Annotated in this window: 13 protein-coding genes; 9 read left to right on the plus strand and 4 right to left on the minus strand. The window is 66.5% G+C overall.

Annotation, left to right across the window (positions count from 1 at the left end; genetic code table 11):
* Window positions 1–93 precede the first annotated feature (93 nt).
* Window positions 94–1086 carry a LacI family DNA-binding transcriptional regulator gene (locus tag KXS11_RS05925; protein ID WP_437384627.1) on the plus strand — a complete coding sequence of 331 codons (993 nt, stop codon included), beginning with the start codon at window positions 94–96 and terminating at the stop codon, window positions 1084–1086.
* A gap of 45 nt (window positions 1087–1131) precedes the next feature.
* Here KXS11_RS05925 and KXS11_RS05930 read toward each other — a convergent pair whose 3' ends face one another.
* Complete coding sequence (locus KXS11_RS05930; protein ID WP_437384628.1) at window positions 1132–2151, minus strand: LacI family DNA-binding transcriptional regulator; 1020 nt, start codon at window positions 2149–2151, stop codon at window positions 1132–1134.
* 291 nt (window positions 2152–2442) lie between these two features.
* On the opposite strand from KXS11_RS05930, the gene KXS11_RS05935 reads away from it, so the two are divergent.
* From KXS11_RS05935 to KXS11_RS05960, 6 genes are all read left to right on the plus strand, one after another.
* Window positions 2443–3954, plus strand: a complete 1512-nt coding sequence (locus tag KXS11_RS05935) for an ABC transporter substrate-binding protein (RefSeq protein WP_437384629.1) — start codon at window positions 2443–2445, stop codon at window positions 3952–3954.
* 27 nt (window positions 3955–3981) lie between these two features.
* Window positions 3982–4923 carry an ABC transporter permease gene (locus KXS11_RS05940; protein WP_437384630.1) on the plus strand — a complete coding sequence of 314 codons (942 nt, stop codon included), beginning with the start codon at window positions 3982–3984 and terminating at the stop codon, window positions 4921–4923.
* Window positions 4920–6710, plus strand: a complete 1791-nt coding sequence (locus KXS11_RS05945; protein ID WP_437384631.1) for a dipeptide/oligopeptide/nickel ABC transporter permease/ATP-binding protein — start codon at window positions 4920–4922, stop codon at window positions 6708–6710. Before KXS11_RS05940 ends, KXS11_RS05945 begins: the two co-directional genes overlap by 4 nt.
* A gap of 3 nt (window positions 6711–6713) precedes the next feature.
* The gene (locus KXS11_RS05950; RefSeq protein ID WP_437384632.1) at window positions 6714–7547 is read left to right on the plus strand and encodes an ATP-binding cassette domain-containing protein; all 834 of its coding nucleotides are present in this window, start codon (window positions 6714–6716) and stop codon (window positions 7545–7547) included.
* 79 nt (window positions 7548–7626) lie between these two features.
* Window positions 7627–10242, plus strand: a complete 2616-nt coding sequence (locus KXS11_RS05955; protein WP_437384633.1) for a family 78 glycoside hydrolase catalytic domain — start codon at window positions 7627–7629, stop codon at window positions 10240–10242.
* Window positions 10239–12680 carry a glycoside hydrolase family 2 TIM barrel-domain containing protein gene (locus tag KXS11_RS05960; RefSeq protein WP_437384634.1) on the plus strand — a complete coding sequence of 814 codons (2442 nt, stop codon included), beginning with the start codon at window positions 10239–10241 and terminating at the stop codon, window positions 12678–12680. The genes KXS11_RS05955 and KXS11_RS05960 overlap by 4 nt, the downstream gene beginning before the upstream one ends.
* A gap of 51 nt (window positions 12681–12731) precedes the next feature.
* Here KXS11_RS05960 and KXS11_RS05965 read toward each other — a convergent pair whose 3' ends face one another.
* Both KXS11_RS05965 and KXS11_RS05970 read right to left on the minus strand, forming a co-directional pair.
* The gene (locus KXS11_RS05965; RefSeq protein ID WP_437384635.1) at window positions 12732–13355 is read right to left on the minus strand and encodes a TetR/AcrR family transcriptional regulator; all 624 of its coding nucleotides are present in this window, start codon (window positions 13353–13355) and stop codon (window positions 12732–12734) included.
* A 35-nt stretch (window positions 13356–13390) separates the two neighbouring features.
* Window positions 13391–14902, minus strand: a complete 1512-nt coding sequence (locus tag KXS11_RS05970; RefSeq protein WP_437384636.1) for an MFS transporter — start codon at window positions 14900–14902, stop codon at window positions 13391–13393.
* A 228-nt stretch (window positions 14903–15130) separates the two neighbouring features.
* Here KXS11_RS05970 and KXS11_RS05975 point away from each other — a divergent pair, with 228 nt between their 5' ends.
* Both KXS11_RS05975 and KXS11_RS05980 read left to right on the plus strand, forming a co-directional pair.
* Window positions 15131–17167, plus strand: a complete 2037-nt coding sequence (locus KXS11_RS05975) for a hypothetical protein (protein ID WP_437384637.1) — start codon at window positions 15131–15133, stop codon at window positions 17165–17167.
* Window positions 17168–17259: 92 nt separating this feature from the next.
* Window positions 17260–18273 (plus strand): LacI family DNA-binding transcriptional regulator, encoded by a 1014-nt coding sequence (locus tag KXS11_RS05980; protein ID WP_437384638.1) that lies wholly within the window; start codon window positions 17260–17262, stop codon window positions 18271–18273.
* Window positions 18274–18417: 144 nt separating this feature from the next.
* Here KXS11_RS05980 and KXS11_RS05985 read toward each other — a convergent pair whose 3' ends face one another.
* Window positions 18418–19164, minus strand: a complete 747-nt coding sequence (locus KXS11_RS05985; RefSeq protein ID WP_437384639.1) for an SDR family oxidoreductase — start codon at window positions 19162–19164, stop codon at window positions 18418–18420.
* Window positions 19165–19361: the final 197 nt, after the last annotated feature.

Genomic DNA, 19361 nt, shown 5'->3' on the forward strand with positions numbered 1-19361 from the left:
TTGCGCAATAAGATTGGCGAACGTGAAGGCGGTCCGCCCAGCACGTCCATCGAAGGAGTCGCCGTCTTGGAAACACCGCCAGACTCCCCCTCGATGGCGTCCGTCGCTGAGGCCGCAGGGGTTTCCATCTCGACCGTGTCCCGTGCATTGTCCGGCCGCGGGGACCTTCCCGCCGAGACGCGAGCGAGGATTCAGGCGATCGCGACGGAGCTCGGATATCGACGCAGCCCGACGCCCCGTGGTCGGCCCTCCACCACCGACCCACGCATGATCGACCTCGTCCTCACGGTCTTCGACGACCCCTGGACGGACGAGGTCGCGAACGGTGCGCGGAACGCCGCAGCGCGACTCGGCTACGACCTGGTGTTGACCGTCGAACGCGACGACCCCTCCGACGACTGGCCGGTCCGCGTTGCCGCACGGCGTTCGGGTGGCGTCATCCTCGGCTTGATCCGCCCGACTCAACGGCAACTGGCGCAACTCCGTGGCTTGAACATCCCCGTGGTCCTCCTCGACCCGCGATCAGACCAGTACGCGACGCTTGCGAGCATCGGGACGACCGACCACGCCGGCGGATATTCCGCAGGCAGCCATCTCGTCGACCTCGGGCTCACGCAGTTCATCGTCATCGTCGGCCATCCGCCGTTCCGGTTCGGACGAGCGCGCGCGGAAGGATTCCGTCAAGCGATCCGAGACCGTCTCCCGGGGTCCGACGTGACCACCGTCCGCGGCTCCTGGACCGACGCCGATCTCACTCCCGCACTGCGGCCGGTGGTCGAGAGGCTGACCGGGTCCATCGGCGTCTTCGCGTGCAACGACGCCATGGCGGCCGGGGTGTATCGCGCCGCGAAGACCCTCGGCCTGCGCATCCCGGAGGACCTCGCCGTCGTCGGTTTCGACGACACACCGCTCGCGTCGACCCTCTCCCCCAGCCTCACGACCGTTCGCCAGCCGATTCGCGCCATGGCTGCACGCGCCGTCGAGCTGATCCATGAGCTGCGCGACCATTCCGCCGTCGCCGGCCAACGCATCGCACTTCCGACCTCGCTCATCGTCCGCCAGTCCACGTCCGCGCCGCGCAGCTGAGAGCGAACGTTCGAGGTCCGCGAGGACCAGGCCGGACGGGCACCGTCACTCGACGACGGACACCCGCCTGGACGTCGAGCGGCGCGGGACCAGGGTGGGTTCCAGGATCCGGGTCACCGCTTCAGTGCGACCCTCGAGGCGCTCGAGGAGCAGTTGGACCGCCACGGCACCGACCTCGGCGCCGGCCTGGTCGACGGTCGTGAGCGAGATCGCCTCGAGCGCGGCGACCGGGGTGTCGTCGTATCCGACCACCGACACCTGCCCGGCGGGCACCCCGGCCCGCTGTAGCACGTCGAGGAGTCCGAACGCGGCGATGTCTGCGCCTGCGAACACCGCCGTCGGCAGCGTCTCGCGCCTCAGCAGCTGCTCACCGGCCGCTCGGCCGCCCGCATTGGACCACTCGGCCTCGACGATGTCAGCCGCCAGACCGTGCCGCTTCGCTGCCGCGAGGTAACCTCCACGTCGCACGGCGTGAGGCGTTCCCGCATCCATCTCGGCATCGATCTGACCGACGAACGCGATCTCGCGATGCCCCAGTCTCACGAGGTGGTCCATGACGAGCGAGGCACCGAGGCGGTCGTCTCCGGCTACCACGTCGAACGTCTCGTACTCGCCGTGGCGCGCGATGACGACCAGTGGGATCTCGCGACTGACGCGCTCGAACTGAGCATGCATGTCGCGGGGGGCAATGAGAATGATCCCCGCCACCTGCTGATCGACCAAGAGACCCAGGGTTCGCTCCTGCGACGCGCGATCGAGTCCCGTCGCACTGATGAACATGGTGAACCCGGCAGCCGCGAGCGGCACACGCATGGCGTCCAAGATCAGCGCGAGATACGGGTTGGTGACGTCGTTCACCATGACACCGATCGTTGCAGTGCTCCCCCGGAGCGCACGCGCGGAGGCGAGTGGGCGGAAATCGAGGGCCTCGACCGCTGCCTCGACGCGCTCGCGCATCGCATCACTGACCCCGTACGCGTTGCGAATTACCTTCGAGACCGCCGCTGTGGATACGCCGGCGTGCGCGGCGACGTCTCGGATCGTCGCCCGTCTCGACCGCTGCATCGCGGACCTCTCATTCCCAGCTCGCCCGTCTCCTCCCAGGGAGGGAGAACGACGAATCCTGCATCTGACTCACGATAGCGGAACATGCGCGCTGTACCGAGCACGCATCGCCACGCTTTCGATAACGTTATACACAGCTACTTGACGGATCAAAGGGCATCAGATTATGGTCCCGTGTAGAACGTAGTACGAACCTGATGCGAACCGACGTCGGCAGCTCGGGCCAAGACTGCCCTGCTCTTCCTGTCACCCGTCAGGCACGAGCGCCTCTACATACAAAGGAGTAAGTACATGCGACGCACGTCTATCGGCATCGTCGCCTCTCTCGCGACGGCCGCCCTCCTGCTCACCGGATGCTCCGGTGGCAGTGGCGCATCGTCCGGCGAGAAGGGCGACACGCTCACGATCGGGGCCACCCTCGACATGTATGGCTGGTCACCGGTCGACCAGCCGGGCTACCAGAACTGGGCCACCGACGCCGTCTACGAGCGTCTCGTGCGCTGCAACTCGGTCGGTGAACTCGAACCTGCTGTCGCAGAGTCGTGGGAGATCTCAGCGGGCAACGACTCGATCACCGCGAAGATCCGCAGCGGCGAGAAGTTCTCCGACGGCACGCCGGTCGACTCCGCTGCCGTCAAAGCGTCATTCGAATACAACGTGAACAACGGCGGCGCCACTGCCGACTACAAGGGCATCACCATCGACACGCCCGATGCATCGACGGTGACGATCACCTGGCCGGAGCCCCAGGCAACGCTCCGCAGCAAGCTGTGCAACCCGTACATCGTCTCTCCGAAGTGGTTGAGCGCCGGCAAGTTCGACTCGCCGGTCGGGTCTGGCCCCTACACGCTTGACACGAAGGGCACGACGACTGGGTCGGTCTACGCGTTCACCAAGAACGAGCAGTACTGGGACACGACGTCGTTCCCGTTCAAGAAGGTCGTCGTCAAGGTGCTCGAAAACGACGCAGCCGCCGTCTCAGCGCTGAAGACGGGTCAGATCGACGCGACCCTCGTCGGCAACACGAGCGTTGCCGAGGTCAAGGGTTCGAACATGGACATCAAGGCCTTCAAGGGTCAGACGACCCGCCTCATCCTCTCCGACCACCTCGGTGCCGTCATCCCCGCACTCGGCGATCTGCGGGTGCGTCAGGCGATGAACATGGTGTTCGACAAAGAGGCCATGGTGAAGAGCCTCTATCTCGGCAACGGCGAGCCTGCAGCGCAGGTCTTCCGCGAGGGAACTCCGGCGTTCATCGACGATCTCAAGGATCCGTATCCATTCGACGTCGACAAGGCGAAGGCCCTCATGGCCGAAGCGGGATACGCCGACGGCTTCGCCCTCGAGTTGCCCACGATGGACGGCCAGAACTTCGAGACACTCATGCCGTACGTGAAGCAGCAGCTGGCGCTGATCAACATCTCCGTCACTGAGGCGCCACTGTCCGGCGCAAATGCGATCGGAGACCTGCTCAGCGGCAAGTACCCCGTCGTCCTGTGGCAGCTCGGCAACCTCGGTGACTCCGTGCAGCAGATCTACGTCGAGTCGACCCCGGACGGCTATTGGGATCTTCAGCACCAGCCTGACGAGTACGTCGACTCCCGCTACGCGAAGCTGGCGACGGCGACGCCGGAGGAGTCGAAGCAGCTCCAGCAGGAGATCAATCAGTACATCGTCGACCAGGCCTGGTTCGCGCCGATGGTGTTCACCGGATCGAACTTCGCATTCAACCCCGACAAGGTGTCGATCCCGACGGAGTCCGACCCTGAAGCGCTGACGCCCCGCCTGCGCGACTTCAAGTAGCCGACACCGGCCGATCGAGATCGAGACATGCTTTCCACCATCACCAAGAACCTCTTCAGGTCTGTCGCGACGTTCCTGATCGTGACGCTCCTCACCTTCTCGCTCATGTACGGCAACCCACAAGGGATCGCCAGAGCGACGCTGGGACTGAGCGCCACACCAGAGGACGTCACCACGAAGATGGCGCAGCTCGGTCTCGATCGGCCGGTCCTCCTGCAATACCTCGACTGGTTGCGGGGGGTCTTCACGGGCGACCTCGGCAGCTCCTTCTACACGAGCGAGCCCGTCTCCTCTGCACTGTCGAACCGCGTGCCGGTCACGCTCACCATCGTCGTCCTCGCCCTCGTCCTCACCGCCGTGATCAGCGTCCTCCTGGGCGTCACTGCGGCGGTCAAGGGAGGCTGGATCGATCGGGTCGTGCAGTTCCTGTCCGTCCTCGGAACGGCGATTCCCGCGTTCATCGTCGCGATCGCCCTCGTCTTCACCTTCGCCATCTTCTTCCGAATCCTCCCGGCAACCGGGTACGTACCGCCGCAGGACGGCATCGACCTGTGGCTCAAATCCCTCGTCCTCCCCGTACTGGCCCTGCTCATCGGCTCTGTCGCCAGTGCGGCGCAGCAGTTCCGCACCGCGATCCTCGACACATTGAGTCGTGACTACGTCCGCACCCTGCGCACGCGAGGCATCCCTGAGCGCGAGATCATCTTCCGGAACGTCCTGCGCAACTCGGCTGCGCCCGGCCTGACGGTCCTCAGTCTCCAGACCTTCGGACTGCTCGGCGGCGCCGTGTTCATCGAGCAGGTCTTCGCCCTCGCCGGCATGGGGCAGCTCGCGGCATCGTCCGCGCAGATCCAGGACGTCCCCATGGTCATGGGCACGGTCCTCGTCACCATCATCATCGTCCTCGTCGTGAACTTCGTCGGAGACCTCCTCATCACACTGCTCAACCCGAAAGCGAGGACCCGATGACCGCCGCCGTCGACCCGACGCCCACCGTTGCACTGGCGCTCGAGGGCGAACGAGATCGCCGGAGCGTCCTCGCGCGACTCCTGCGAAGCCCGCAGGCGGTCCTCTGCTCCCTCTGGATCCTGCTCGTCGTGATCTGCGCGGTCTTCGCGCCGGTGCTCGCCCCGTACTCCATCAACGCGACCGACCTCGACATCGCGAACCTTCCGCCGTTCAGTCCCGGGCACCTGCTCGGGGGCGACGTGGCCGGGTACGACATTCTGTCCCGCCTGATCTGGGGCAGCCGGCAGACGCTGATCGCGGTCGTGCTCGTCACCGTCGTGTCGGTGGCACTCGGCGTGACCTCCGGTCTCATCGCCGGGTTCTACCGCGGTCGCTTCGAAGCGGTTGCGGGCTTCGTCTCGGACATCATCCTGTCGCTGCCCGGCATCGTGCTCCTCATCGCCCTGTACGCGCTCACCGGTCCGAACCTAGCCGCCGCCATGAGCGTCTTCGGTGTGATCGTGGCACCGAACTACTACCGTCTCGTCCGCTCCATCGTCATCGGCGTCCGTGGCGAGCTGTACGTCGACGCCGCACGGGTCGTCGGGTTGTCGGACGTCCGCATCGTCGGTCGACACATCCTGTGGGCCGTTCAAGCGCCGGTGATCATCCAGACGGCGTTCATCATGGCGGCCGGCATCGGCATCGAGGCGGGCGTCTCGTTCATCGGGCTCGGCGATCCGACCCAGGCCTCCTGGGGCCAGACGCTACAGACGTCGTTCCGGTCGATCTACTTCAACCCTGCCGGCGTCCTCTGGCCGTCGCTCGTGATCAGCATCTCCATCCTCGCGTTCATCCTGCTCGGCAACGCGCTGAGCGACGTGCTCCAGGAGTCAGCTCGGGTGAAGGCTCCGACGCGCCGTCAGCGAGCCAAACTCATCACGGCAGCGATCGCCGAGCTGGGTGAGGACACCGCTTCCGCGAGCGGCACCGAGCAGGACCTCTCCCCCGACGTCGTCCTGTCCGTCCGGGGTCTTCGGATCGGCTACCCCACACCGGCGGGTGGCGTCGTCGAGGTCGTCCACGGTGTCGACCTCGACCTCCGCCGCGGCGAGATCCACGGCCTCGTCGGCGAATCCGGCTCCGGGAAGTCACAGATCGCCTTCTCCATGCTCGGGATCCTGCCGCGCGATGCGCTCACCCTCGGTGGAACCGTCCTCCTGGACGGACACGACCTCCTCGAGGACGACCAGTCCATGGCTCGGGCACGCGGCCGACGGATCGCGTACGTGCCTCAGGAGCCGATGTCCAACCTCGACCCGTCGTTCACCATCGGAGCCCAGCTCCTCCGGGGTGTCCGAGCATCGCGCCAGATGTCGAAAGCAGCAGCGACCGAGCACCTCCTCGTGCTCCTTGGTCGGGTGGGCATCAACGACCCGGAACGCGTCATGGGCCTCTACCCGCATGAGATCTCAGGCGGCATGGCGCAACGCGTCCTGATCTGCGGCGCAGTGGCCTCCGACCCGGACATCATCGTCGCAGACGAGCCGACGACCGCCCTCGACGTCACCGTCCAGGCCGAAGTCCTCGAGCTCCTCCGCGAACTCTGCGCCGAACGCGGTCTCGCGATGCTGCTCGTCACGCACAACCTCGGCGTCGTCGCCGACGTCTGCCAGACGGTCAGCGTCATGCGCAGCGGACTGATCGTCGAGCACGCAGACGTCGATGACCTGTTCGAGCGGCCTCGCGAGGCGTACACCCGCAAGCTGTTGGCATCGTCGCTGAGCGTCGGCTTGGCAGGAGAGTGACCCATGAGTGAACCGCTATTGAGCGTCCGAGACCTGATCGTCCGATTCCCGGGCCGACGGGGCACGTCCACCGAGGTGATCCACGGGGTGTCCTTCGATCTCGAGGCCGGAGAGACCTTGAGTCTCGTCGGCGAATCCGGGTCGGGCAAGACCACCATCGGGCGCGCCATCCTCGGCCTCGCGCCGGTCAGTGAGGGTGAGATCCGCTTCCGGGGAGAGGTAATCAGCAACGTCGATCGTGCCACGAGACGGAAGATCGCGGCCGAGATCCAGGTCGTCTTCCAGGACCCGTACTCCTCGCTGAACCCGTCGATGACCGTCGAGAGCATCCTGGTCGAACCGTTGCTCGCCATCGGGGTCGACAATGCTCGGACGAGGGTGCGGGAGCTGCTCGATGCGGTGCAACTGCCTGCGGGCAGTGGCAAGCGCTACCCGCGCGAGTTCTCCGGTGGGCAACGGCAACGCATCGCGATCGCCCGCGCGATCGCGCTGCGCCCAGCGGTGATCGTCTGCGACGAACCGACGAGCGCGCTCGACGTCACCACGCAGGCCGCAGTCCTCGAACTGTTCGCGGAGATCCAGCGGGAGACCGGTGTCGCCTACCTCCTCATCAGCCATGACCTCGGCGTCGTCAACTCCGTGAGCAACCGCATCGGCGTGCTCCGGCAGGGAGCGATCGTCGAGATCGGCGAGGCTGCACAGGTGGCGACCCATCCGAACCACCCGTACACGCGACGCCTGCAGATGGCGGCACCGATCGCGAATCCGAGACTGCAGCGCGAGCGCCGTGCGACCCGTCTGGCGCTGCTCGACGCCGACGACGACGACCAGACGTAGCGACGACCTCATCCAGACAACCGCAAGATGACACGTGAGCGTCGCTCACTTCCACGGAGACACCATGATTCCCACGACCATGCCAGTCACCCCCGGCGCGCCCCGTTTCGAGCGACAGATCGGCGGCGATGTCGTCGGCACATCGCGTCCCCGACTGTCCTGGCGCGGCTCGCCCGACGTCGACGCCTACGAGGTTGAAGTGACGTCGGCCGACGGCGAGGCTGTCTGGCGTGAGACCGTTCCTGCATCGGCGCACCTCGGCACAGCGTGGGTCGGACCGGAGCTGCAGTCGCGCGAGGTACGGAACGTTCGCGTCCGGAGCGTCGCAGGATCGGTGCCGAGCGCGTGGAGCGAGGCCGCACGAGTCGAAGCCGGCCTGCTGCACCGGACGGACTGGGAGGCGCTCGTCGTGGCTGCTCCGATCTCCGACGACGGCCGACCGATCCTCCGCCGGCGGTTCGACGTTCCCGGTCCGATCCGGCATGCACGCCTCTACGTGACCTACTTCGGTATCGGCACCCTGACGATCAACGGGCGGGCTGTCACCCCGGACGTCCTCGCACCAGGGTGGCAGTCCTACACGCATCGGATCGCCGTGTCCACGTACGACGTGGCAGAACTCCTGACGCCGGGCGAGAATGTCCTGGAGATCCGACTCGGTGACGGCTGGTGGGCGGGCCGACTCGGGTTCACCGATTCCCGAACGATTTACGGGACCGACCTCGGCGCCATCGCTCAACTCGAGATCACCACCGCCGCCGCGGAACCCCTCGTGATTCGGACCGACGAGCAGTGGCGTTGGACGCACGGCCCGACGCTGGCAGCTGACCTCTACGACGGCGAGCACTACGACGCACGCCGCGAACTCGCTCCCGGCTCGGACCTGGTCACCCCAGAACGGTGGTATCAGGTCACTGTCAGACAGCTCCCCGAGGCCCAGCTGCTCCCGATCGGGCTGCCGCCCACCCGGCGCGTGAGCGAGCTCCAGGTGCAGCAGGTGCTCCAGACGCCGGCCGGCAAGACCATCCTCGACTTCGGCGAGAACCTCGTCGGATGGCTGCGACTCACCGCGCGAGGACCCGCCGGCACGACCATCACCCTGCGCCACGCCGAAGTCCTCGAGGACGGCGAACTGGGCGTTCGGCCGCTCCGCTCTGCTGCTGCGACGGATCGCTGGATCCTCGCGGGCACCGGCGAGGAGAGCTGGGAGCCGTCGTTCACCTTCCACGGCTTCCGCTATGCCGAAGTCGAGGGGTGGCCGGAAGACGCCCTGGACCCCTCGGACGTCACCGCGATCGTCGTCTCGACGGCCCTTCCGCGCACCGGCTGGTTCGCGTCCGCCAACCGGGAGATCGATCAGCTGCACGGCAATGTCGTCCGCAGCATGCGAGGCAACTTCCTCTCGATCCCGATGGACTGCCCGCAGCGCGACGAGCGTTTGGGGTGGACGGGCGACATCGCCGTTTTCGCCCCGACAGCCGGGTTCCTCAGCGACACTGCCGCGTTCCTCCAGTCCTGGCTGCAGGACGTCGAGGCCGAGCAGCACGAGGACGGCCTCATCCCGTACTTCGTCCCCGAACTGCCCTTCCCCGAGGAACTGCAGCACAACCCCATCTTCAACCACCATCACACGGCGGTGTGGGGAGACGTCGCCACCCTCGTTCCGTTCGCGATCTACGAGGCCACCGGCGACGTCGACGTCCTCCGACGCTCGTGGGCGCTCATGCAGCGCTGGGTGGACGGTGTGGAGCGTCTCGCGGGTCCGAGCAGGGTCTGGGACGAGGGGTTCCAGTACGGCGACTGGCTCGATCCGACGGCACCGCCCGAGGAACCGGCTCGCGGGGCCACCGAGACGGCACTCGTCGCCACCGGGTACTTCGCGCATTCCTCCGGACTCCTCGCGCGGGCAGCAGCTTTGCTCGGCGACGAAGCGGCTCACGCCCGGTACGCCGCACTCCGTGCGGAGATCGTGACGGCGTTCCGCGAGCGATTCGTCCTGCCCGACGGCACGCTGTCGAGTGACTCTCAGACCGCGTACGCGATCGCGTTGCAGCTCGACCTCGTCGACGATGCGACCCGGGCCGTCGCCGGCGATCGCCTCCGGCGACTCGTGCGGGATGGCGGGTTCCACGTGGGAACCGGGTTCGTGGGAACACCGTTGATCCTCGACGCACTTGTGGCCGCCGGGGCGACGGACGAGGCGTACGAGTTGCTCCTGCAGCGCGAGGCACCGTCGTGGCTCTACGCCGTCTCCATGGGGGCGACGACGATCTGGGAACGCTGGGACAGCATGCTGCCGGACGGATCGATCCATCCCGGCGGCATGACCTCGTTCAACCACTACGCGTTCGGGGCTGTTGCGGACTGGCTGCATGGCACGGTCGCCGGGCTGCGGTCCGCAGCGCCAGGCTGGACGGCGATCCGTATCGCGCCGCTGCCGCACCGGGCGATCGGAGCGGCATCTGCCAGCCGTGAGACGCCGTTCGGACGAGCGTCGGTCGCGTGGCGTCTGGACGATTCCGGCATCCTCGAACTCGACATCGAGGTCCCGGACGGCGTCTCCGCAGTGCTCGAACTCGATGGCCACGAACCGGAACGGCTCACCGGCGGCCGCCACACGGTTCGCCGCAGCTGGCCGTCCACCGCTGATGCGGTGCGCGAGACTGTACTCTCGACCTCTGGAGTCGACCGATGACGATGTCTCTCTTCAACGACGGCTGGACCGTCCGTCGCAAGGTGAGCGGCTTCGTCGACCTCCTCGGCGGTGATGACGCCGCGACGCCCGTCACGCTCCCCCACGACGCCATGCGGGATCTGCCGCGGTCGGCCCGTGATGGCGACGGACCCTCCACGGCGTTCTTCCCGGGTGGCGAGGTCGAATACACCAAGCGCTTCCAGGTTCCCCTTGCATGGCGACAGCAGCGTGTCTCGGTGGAGTTCGAGGGCGTGTATCGGGACGCCATGATCTACGTCAACGGCGAGTTCGCGGGACAATGGCGCTACGGGTACTCCGTCTTCCGCATCTCGCTGGATGCGCATCTGCGCTACGGGCAGGAGAACACCGTCAGCGTCGAGGCACGAGCACATTGGGATTCGCGATGGTACTCGGGGCTCGGCATCTATCGCGACGTCCGGCTGGTCGTGGCACCGCTCGCGCACCTCGCCGACGATCGCGTGCGCATCACGACGCCCGACGTCGATGCGGAACGAGCCGTGGTCGAGTCTGCGGTGATCGTGAAGAACGAGGACATCAGTACTCGCCGGCTGACGCTCGAGGTGGCCGTCCACGATGGGGATGGGGCGCTCGTCGCCTCGGACCGCGGGCCGGTGACGATCGTGTCGGGTCGCGAGGCGATCGTCCGGAACCGGTTGTTCGTGGAGGCGCCGCGTCGCTGGAGTGTCGACCATCCGAACCTGTACCACTTCTCCGCCCGACTCCTCGACGAGGATGGCGCTGCCCTGGACGCCGTCGAGGTGGCGTTCGGCATCCGGACCATCCGACTCGACCCCCGGCGTGGACTCCGCATCAACGACGAGACCGTGAAACTCCGCGGCGCATGCGTCCACCACGACAACGGTCCGCTCGGCGCCGCGACCATCCGTCGCGCCGAGGAGCGGCGTGTCGAGCTCCTCAAGGAGGCGGGCTTCAATGCGATCCGCAGCTCACACAACCCGCTGAGTCCAGCGATGCTCGACGCGTGCGACCGCCTGGGAATGCTCGTCTTCGACGAGGCGTTTGACGCGTGGACGGAGATGAACAAGCCGTTCGACTACACGCTCGACTTCACCGAGTGGTGGGAGCGGGACGTCGACGCGATGGTGCGGAAGGACTTCAACCACCCGAGCGTCATCCTCTACAGCATCGGCAACGAGATCCACGAGTATGGAAGCGGGGCAGGCGCCGTCATCGCCCGGGACATCGCCGAACGGATCAGAGCCCAGGACTCGACCCGGTTCGTCACGACCGCGATCAGCGGATTCTGGGCCGTAGCAGCAGACGTCATCGACGACCTTCGCGGACGCCTCGACGATGCAGCTGCGCGCGGAGTGAACGACGTCATGAACGAGATGACGGAGTTCTTCGATGCGGTCACCGTCTCGGATGTCGTCGGAGAGAAAACGGCTGAAGCACACGGCGTCGCAGACGTCGCCGGCCTCAACTACGCCGAGGCGCGGTACGCGGATGACGGTGTCCGCTTCCCCAACCGAGTCGTCCTCGGCACAGAGACGAACCCGCGCGACACCGCCGTGTCCTGGTCGCGGACGCTCGAACACGACCACGTCATCGGCGGCTTCACCTGGACCGGCTGGGACTACCTCGGCGAAGTCGGCCTCGGCAGGACCGACTACACGGACGACCCGACGGAACGCGGTGGCGGAGATCCGGCGTACCCCTGGCTGACGTCCTGGTCGGGCGACATCGACATCACCGGCGTCCGCAGACCGCAGTCCTACTTCCGAGAGATCGTCTACGGACTCCGGAAGGAACCGTACATGGCGGTCCGGCGTCCGATGGCCCCGGGAGTGCGTCGACTGGAGATGCAATGGGCTTGGAGCGACGCCGTCTCGAGTTGGACGTGGGACGTCGAATCCGGAACGGAGATGGAAGTCGAGGTGTACAGCGACGCTGCCGAGATCGAACTCGAGCTGAACGGCATCACCGTCGACCGACGACCGTCCGGTCGCGACAGCGGCTTCCGCACTGTGTTCACGATCCCGTACGAACGTGGGACGCTTGCAGCGGTGGGTATCGGTGCCGACGGCGGACGACAGCGAACCGAGCTGCACACCGCTGGGACCAGCGCACTGGTGGTGACCGCAGACCGGAGGACTCTCCGCGCCGACGACGGAGACCTGGCGTACGTCGGCATCGAGCTTCGAGACGAGCTCGGCATCCTCGACACAGCACGTGAGGTGACGGTGACCGTCCGCGTCGACGGCGCGGGAGTGCTCCAAGCGCTTGCAAGCGGTCGTCCGTCGACCGACGAGTCGTTCACCCAGGAGTCGTGGAGGACGTACGACGGTCGTGCACTCGCGATCGTTCGCCCCACGGCGGTCGGCTCCATCTCGATGCAGGTCTCGGCCGAGGGCCTCCCGGCGGTCACCATCGACCTCACCACGTCGGCAGTGTGACCAGGCCCCACAGGCTCTTCTGTGTCGTTCCCGACGGTGCTCGGGTCTCGGTCAATCGGTTCGGCGCGACGTCAGGGATGACCGATCGGCGATCAGACCGAGCGCGGTGAGCAGATACGTCATGCGACTCCGGACGTCGATGCTCGGATCGTACAGCCACTGGGTACGCAGGCCGTCCCAGCTGGCGTACACCAGGGACGCGACATTCTCGGCGTCGACCTCCTCCCCCAGCTCGCCGCGCGCGTGCAGTTCGTCGACGGCTCCCACGATGATGCGTCTGATGGCGTTATTGCGGTAGCGGAAGAACTCGTGCGCGGGGTGCTGCGGCTCTGTCGCTTCGTTTCCGAGCCGCAACGTGAGCTGGGTCATGCCTGGCGACGCCTGCTCCACGTCGACCGCCGTGAGAATCCGTTCGACGAGGTCGGATGCGAAATCACTGTGCTCAGGGTCGACATCGATGGCGATCCGTTCGTCGTAATGTTGCAGGATCTGCGTGAAGAGCGCGTCTTTCGAGCCGAAGTGATGCAGGAGCCCGTTCTGGCTGAGTCCGACAGCATCGGCGAGTTGGCGAACGGTCGCACCGGAGTAGCCTTCGCGCGAGATGACATCGAGCGCCATGTCCAGGATCTCGGCCTTCTTCGCTCGGCCTTTTGCGTATGGTCCCCGTGCGTTCATGACACGAGCGTATCCGGCCTGGCGACCAGGGATGCTCAGCGGTGGCGCCTGAAGAAGGGTGCTCCCCGCTCCTTGCGGACCACGCGGATCGCTTCGGTTCCGCTCAACGGTGCGCCCGGAATCACGGCGGTCTCGACGTCGACTGCGCGGCGTGCGAGCACCTCAGCGCTGATCAGCTTGATCTGCCCTTCGAGGCGGTGGTAGTAGAGAGCGACGAATCCGACCAGGATCGCGAAGATCGCCGGGACCCAGCTGCTGAGCCCGATGATCGCGTTCTGCGCGGCACCGCCCTGCACGTCGACGGTTCCGTCGTATCCCGACGCTGCGAGCACGAACCCGCCGATGGCGGCGGCGACAGCCTGACCCAGGGTCGTGGCGAACGAGAACAACGCTCCGCCCACGCTCTCGAGCCGCCTGTTCCCCTTCCATTCGTTGTAGGTCGAGTTGTCGATGATCAGGATCGGCCCGAGGAAGCTGACCGGCAGCGCTGCGAGGGCGGTCATGACCGAGGAGATCATGATGATCACGAGGTTGCCGTTCGCGAACATCATGACGATGAACCCGAGGGCACCGATGAAGCTCGACACGGCGATCATCCGGGACACGGAGAACCTCCGGATGAGCACCGGGAAGAAGATCATCAGCGGGATCAGGGCAACGAACGAGATCGACACGACCGACTGCAGCGCGAGGTCACCGACGATGTACCGGAAGTAGTAACTCAGCGCGACGTTCGCGGAGTAGATGCCGACGAGGAACGACATCGCTGACAGCACCCAGATGTAGGGGTTGGTGCGGAGGACGAGGAGGATGTCCGCCATCCGGACGCGTTCTGCGCCGACCTCCGCCGCATCGGGCGATTCACGGAAGACCCAGAACCGGATCATGCCGATGAACATGAAGGGCACCGCGACGCAGACCGCCACGAGCGACCACGCTGCAGGGTCCTTGCCGGCAGCGCCGACGGCGATCGGCATGCCGATCGTGATGACGATGGCCACCAACACCGTGATGAGGCCCGTCTTGGCGGCCACATCGCCGTATTGCTCTCGACGTGGGAAGACCCGCGCTGTGTAGAGCGCGTTGTTGGCGTTGTACAGAGGCATGAAGAGCGCGGTCAAGAGCACGTACGAGGCGAAGATCCAGATGTACTTCGCGACGTCGCCCAGCGTGCCGGGGGTGGAGAACATGAACGCCGTCGCCGCCCAGCAAGCGATGATGATGAGGTCGAACGGCCGCGCCTTCCCGAAGCGGGTCTCCGGCGCCCGGTCGATGATCAAACCGCTCAGCAAGGCGCCGACCGCGTCGAGCACTTTCGCGACGACGAGGAGACCGCCGACGATCGCCGGGTTGAGGGCGAGCGTGTCGGTGGCGTAGATCGTGAAGTACGCGGTCAACACGATCAGGGCGTTCATCGAGAACGAGTGCGTCGACCACGGGATCACCTTCCAGATCGACACCCGGTCGTGCTGTTTCAGCGCTTTCGTGGCCGCCCGCTCCTCAGCGGTCGGCTTCGAGCGGGCCGCTGTCTTCTGTGTTGACGTCATCGTCAGTCCTCTTGCGTTCGGGAGTCCGCGATCGTTGCGGAATGCGAACACAGTATGCCATGCGGGTTTCGCGTGCAAGACCCCTGAGCGAGATGCCTCTTCAACATGCAACGACCGCGTCTCCGAGCGCGACCATAGCGAATCCGAAAACGGTATGGCATGCTGTATTCACCGAAAGGCGAACCTGCCTGCGTTCGGGCGCACGCATCACTGACGATGGGAACACCGATGAGCGACACCGCCACCGATCTGAACCGGCTCTTGGACGAGACGTGGGTCTTCGAATCCGGAGACGAACTCTTCACTGATCCCTACATCGACATCGACGAGCCGCGAACACTCCCCTCGCCGCATCGCTACGTCCACGGCGGATTCCGCGGAACCGATACCCGCTTCTCGCTCTACCTCCCCGAAGCAGGCGCCTACCAGGGTCGCTTCTTCCAGCACGTCACGCCGTTCCCGCAGAGCGAGCACCTGGCGCAGCTCGCACCAGCGGAACACAACAAGATCACGTTCGCGAACAGCAGTGGAGCGTACTTCGTGGAGACGAACGGCGGCGGGGCGCTCGCCGGCGACCCGACCGGCGGGGTCGACCCGACGATCGCCGCATACCGAGCCAATGCGGCGGTCGCGCGCTTCTCGCGACTGGTCGCGAACCGGATCTTCGGTCCCGGTCGCGTGTACGGCTACTTGTACGGCGGCTCAGGTGGTGGCTATCGGTCGATCGGTGCGGCGGAGAACACCGAGGGTGCGTGGGACGGCTACGTCCCCCACGTGATCGGTAGCGACATGGCCATCCCCAACGTCTTCTGCATCCGCATGCACGCCATGCGAGTGCTCGAGAGCCGGCTCCCGGATATCGTCGACGCGTACGACGTGGGAGGTGACCCGAGCAGCCTCCAACTCGACGAGGAGCAGCGCGCCGCACTCGACGAGGTCACGCGCATGGGCTTCCCGCTGCGTTCCTGGTTCGGCTGGAGGACGATGGGCCTGCACGGTTTCAGCGCCCTGTACCCGGGCGTCATGATGACCGACCCCGGCTACGCCGACGACTTCTGGACGGTCTCCGGGTACCTCGGCGCCGATCCCACCGCATCGATCCACCAGGCTCGCGTCCAGCTGTCGACCTCCGTGGTCGAGGTCATCTCCACTGCCGTGGAGCAAGCGTCCGGCGGTGTCGACGAGTCCTTCAAGCACATTGCCTCGAGCGACGCTACGCACGTGACGGCGCTGCGCCTGGCCGAGGCCCCCACGAACTGGATCATCGGCGCACAGCTCGAGGTCCGCTCAGGAGCCGAAGCCGGATCCGTGCTCCGTCTGGCAGGCGTCGAGGGTGACGTCGCCGTCCTCGAGGGGTGGGGCCAGGAGGACGCGGCGCGCGGTATCGCCGTCGGCGACGAGGTCGTCCTGGACAACTCCAACTTCCTCGCGGTCCAGACCTACCACCGACACCAGGTTCCCGGTCCTGAGTACCACGTCTGGGACCAGTTCCGCGCGAGCGACGGAACGCCACGGTTCCCGCAGCGTCCGTTCATCATCGGCCCGCTGATGTCCAAGGGTGCAACCGGCACCGAGATCACGGGGCGCATCCACGGCAAGATGATCGTCGCCGCCAGCCTGCTCGACCGCGAAGCGTTCCCCTGGCAGGCCGACTGGTACCGCCGCAAGGTCGCCGAACACCTGGGCGCACGAACCGACGAACACTTCCGGCTCTGGTACACCGACAACGCGCTGCACGGCGACGAGGATCCCCAGGAGTTCCCCGCACGCAGCGTGTCGTACATCGGTGTGCTCGAGACCGCACTGCGCCAGCTCGCGGCTTGGGTGGAGGACGGCGTCGAGCCCTCGGCGTCCTCGAACTACGACGTGATCGACGGTCAGGTCGTCATTCCCACCACGGTCACCGAGCGCGGCGGGGTGCAGCCGACGGTCTCGCTCACGGTCGACGGCGGCCCGGTTGCGCGGGTACGCGTCGGCGATCAGGTCAGGGTCGACATCGAGGCCGAAGCAGCCTGCGACGGCGTCATCGTCGAGCTCGTCGAGCTCCTCACCGCGGTCGACGGCACGGAATCGGTGGGCTCAGCGTTCGACATCACCGCCGCACCCTCGGTTGCGCTCGTGACGACTCGGACGTTCTCGACCCCTGGTACGCATTTCCTCGCGGTGCGCGTGACCGCACAGACGGCCGGGGCCACGGACGATCCGCACGCCACCGTTCAGAACCTCTCGCGTGCCCGGGTCATCGTGACGCCGACCGCTTCGTAGCGCCTGCCAGCAAGCTGGTGCGCTAGCTGCTCGACGCCGATGCGCATGGCGCCCACCCGCCTCGGACGGTCAGCCCGTGCCAGACTGGATCGATGAAGACCGCCGCAGGCCGTATGCCGACGATGAAGGACATCGCGGAACACGTCGGCGTTTCTCGGCAGCTCGTCTCCCTCGTCCTCCGGAACGGCCCTGGCCCGAGCGCAGAGTCGCGCGACCGGATTCTGCAGGCTGCCGCGGAGCTCGGCTACCGCCCGAACACCTCGGCCCGCCTGTTGCGTCAACGCCGCACTCACCTCATCGGGGTCGGATTCGTCATGGAGAGCCCCTTCCAGGTGAGCTTCGTCGAGCGCCTCTTCGTGCGGGCTGCGGAGCACGGATTCGCCCTCGCGCTCGGCCCCATCACCCCAGAGCGCTCGACCGACGCCGTCGTCGCCGAACTGATGGAGCAACGGGTCGAGGCGCTCGTCGTGTTCAACCCCGCCCGTGACGCCGCTGTGCTCGCCGAGGCACGCGAACTGGTCCCGGTCGCCGTCCTCGGCGAGTGGATGGACTCGGCCGATACCGACAACATCCACGTTGACGAGGCGGCGGGACTCCGCCAAGCCGTCGAGCATCTCGTCGGGCTCGGCCACACCGACATCGCCTACGCGGGTGGCCTCGGCGGCCCACTCGGCATCGACCGGGTCGAGGCGTATCGTGCAGCGATGACGCTCGTCGGCCTCTCCGAGCATGTCGACATCGTCCAGGTCGGATTCACCGAGGAGGACGGCGCCACGGCCGCGCGCATCCTCTTGGCTCGGGACGAGCTGCCCACCGCGGTCGTCTGCGGTGGCGACCAGTGCGCGGTCGGTCTCCTCGCGGTCCTGCGCGGTCAGGGTGTGCTGGTCCCGGAATCCATCTCGGTCGTCGGTTTCGACGACAGCACGGTGGCCGCACTGTCGTACAACCAGCTCACCTCCGTGCACCAGGACGTCGACGCGACCGTCGACGCCACCTGGGAGACGATCACGTCTCGCATCGACGGAGACACCGGCCACCGACGAGTCGTGGCCACCCCGACGAGCTTGACGGTCCGCGCGACGACCGGGCCCGCCGCCGCCCGATAGGCACGCCCATGCGGGAGCTGAAGCCGCCCGGTTCGACGTCGCCGTGTTCGACCGCTTCGATCCTGACGGCGGTGAGCGCTCGACCACGTTCGACGAATCGTCACAGATACCCAGCCGAAGAGGCAGCCGTTCGCAGGCACGACTTCAGGCGTGCGGGATCCCGGCTGTGAGGCCACCGTCGATCACGAACTCCGCGCCCGTCGAGTAACTGGACTCATCGCTCGCCAAGAACAGGACGAGCTGCGAGACCTCGTCCGGTTCGGCGGCCCTGCCCATCGGGATCTGCAGCCGTTCCGCGGAGATCCCCGAGGTCATGGGCGTCGTGATGAACCCCGGGTGGATGGAGTTCACGCGAACCCCTGCTGCCGCGACCTCGACCGCAACCGACTTCGTCAATCCGCGGAGACCGAACTTCGTCGCGACATAGGCGTGCAGATTGGGGCTGCCTCGGAGCCCCTCGACCGAGGAGACGTTGATGATGGACCCCGAACGCTGCGCGATCAGATGCGGGACGACCGTTCTGATGCCGAGGAAGGCTCCGGTCAGGTTGATGTCGAGCGTTCGCTGCCAGACGTCGACCGAGAACTCGGAGATCGGTGCCCCGTTCGCGATACCGGCGTTGTTGACGAGGATGTCGATCCGACCGAATCGTTCGATCGTCTGGTCCACTGCCGCGGCCCAGTCAGCGGGGCTGGTCACGTCCAGATGGGTGAACAGGACCCGTTCACCGAGCTTGGCGGCCAAGGCCCGCCCCTCGACGTCGAGCACATCGCCGACGACCACCGACGCTCCCTCTGCGAGCAGCCAATGAGCGTGCGCCGCACCCATACCTCGGGCTCCTCCACTGATGAACGCGACTTTTCCGCTGACTCGATCCATGACGACCCACATTCTCGAGGCGAACGCCTCACCTCCTCATCCTGAACGGCCGGGAACAGGCGGAGGGGGCAGAAGGTCCCGAGACGGTCCTCCTGCACTCCAGGTCCCCGAACACCTCGAGCGCGACACGGCAGCGGACGCTGCCGGAACACGACACCGGGACGTTCGCCCCTGCCGGGCAAGGCGTCGTGTCGACAGGCTGAGAGGAG

This window comes from Plantibacter flavus (assembly GCF_051487245.1).
GTDB lineage: Bacteria > Actinomycetota > Actinomycetes > Actinomycetales > Microbacteriaceae > Plantibacter > Plantibacter flavus_B.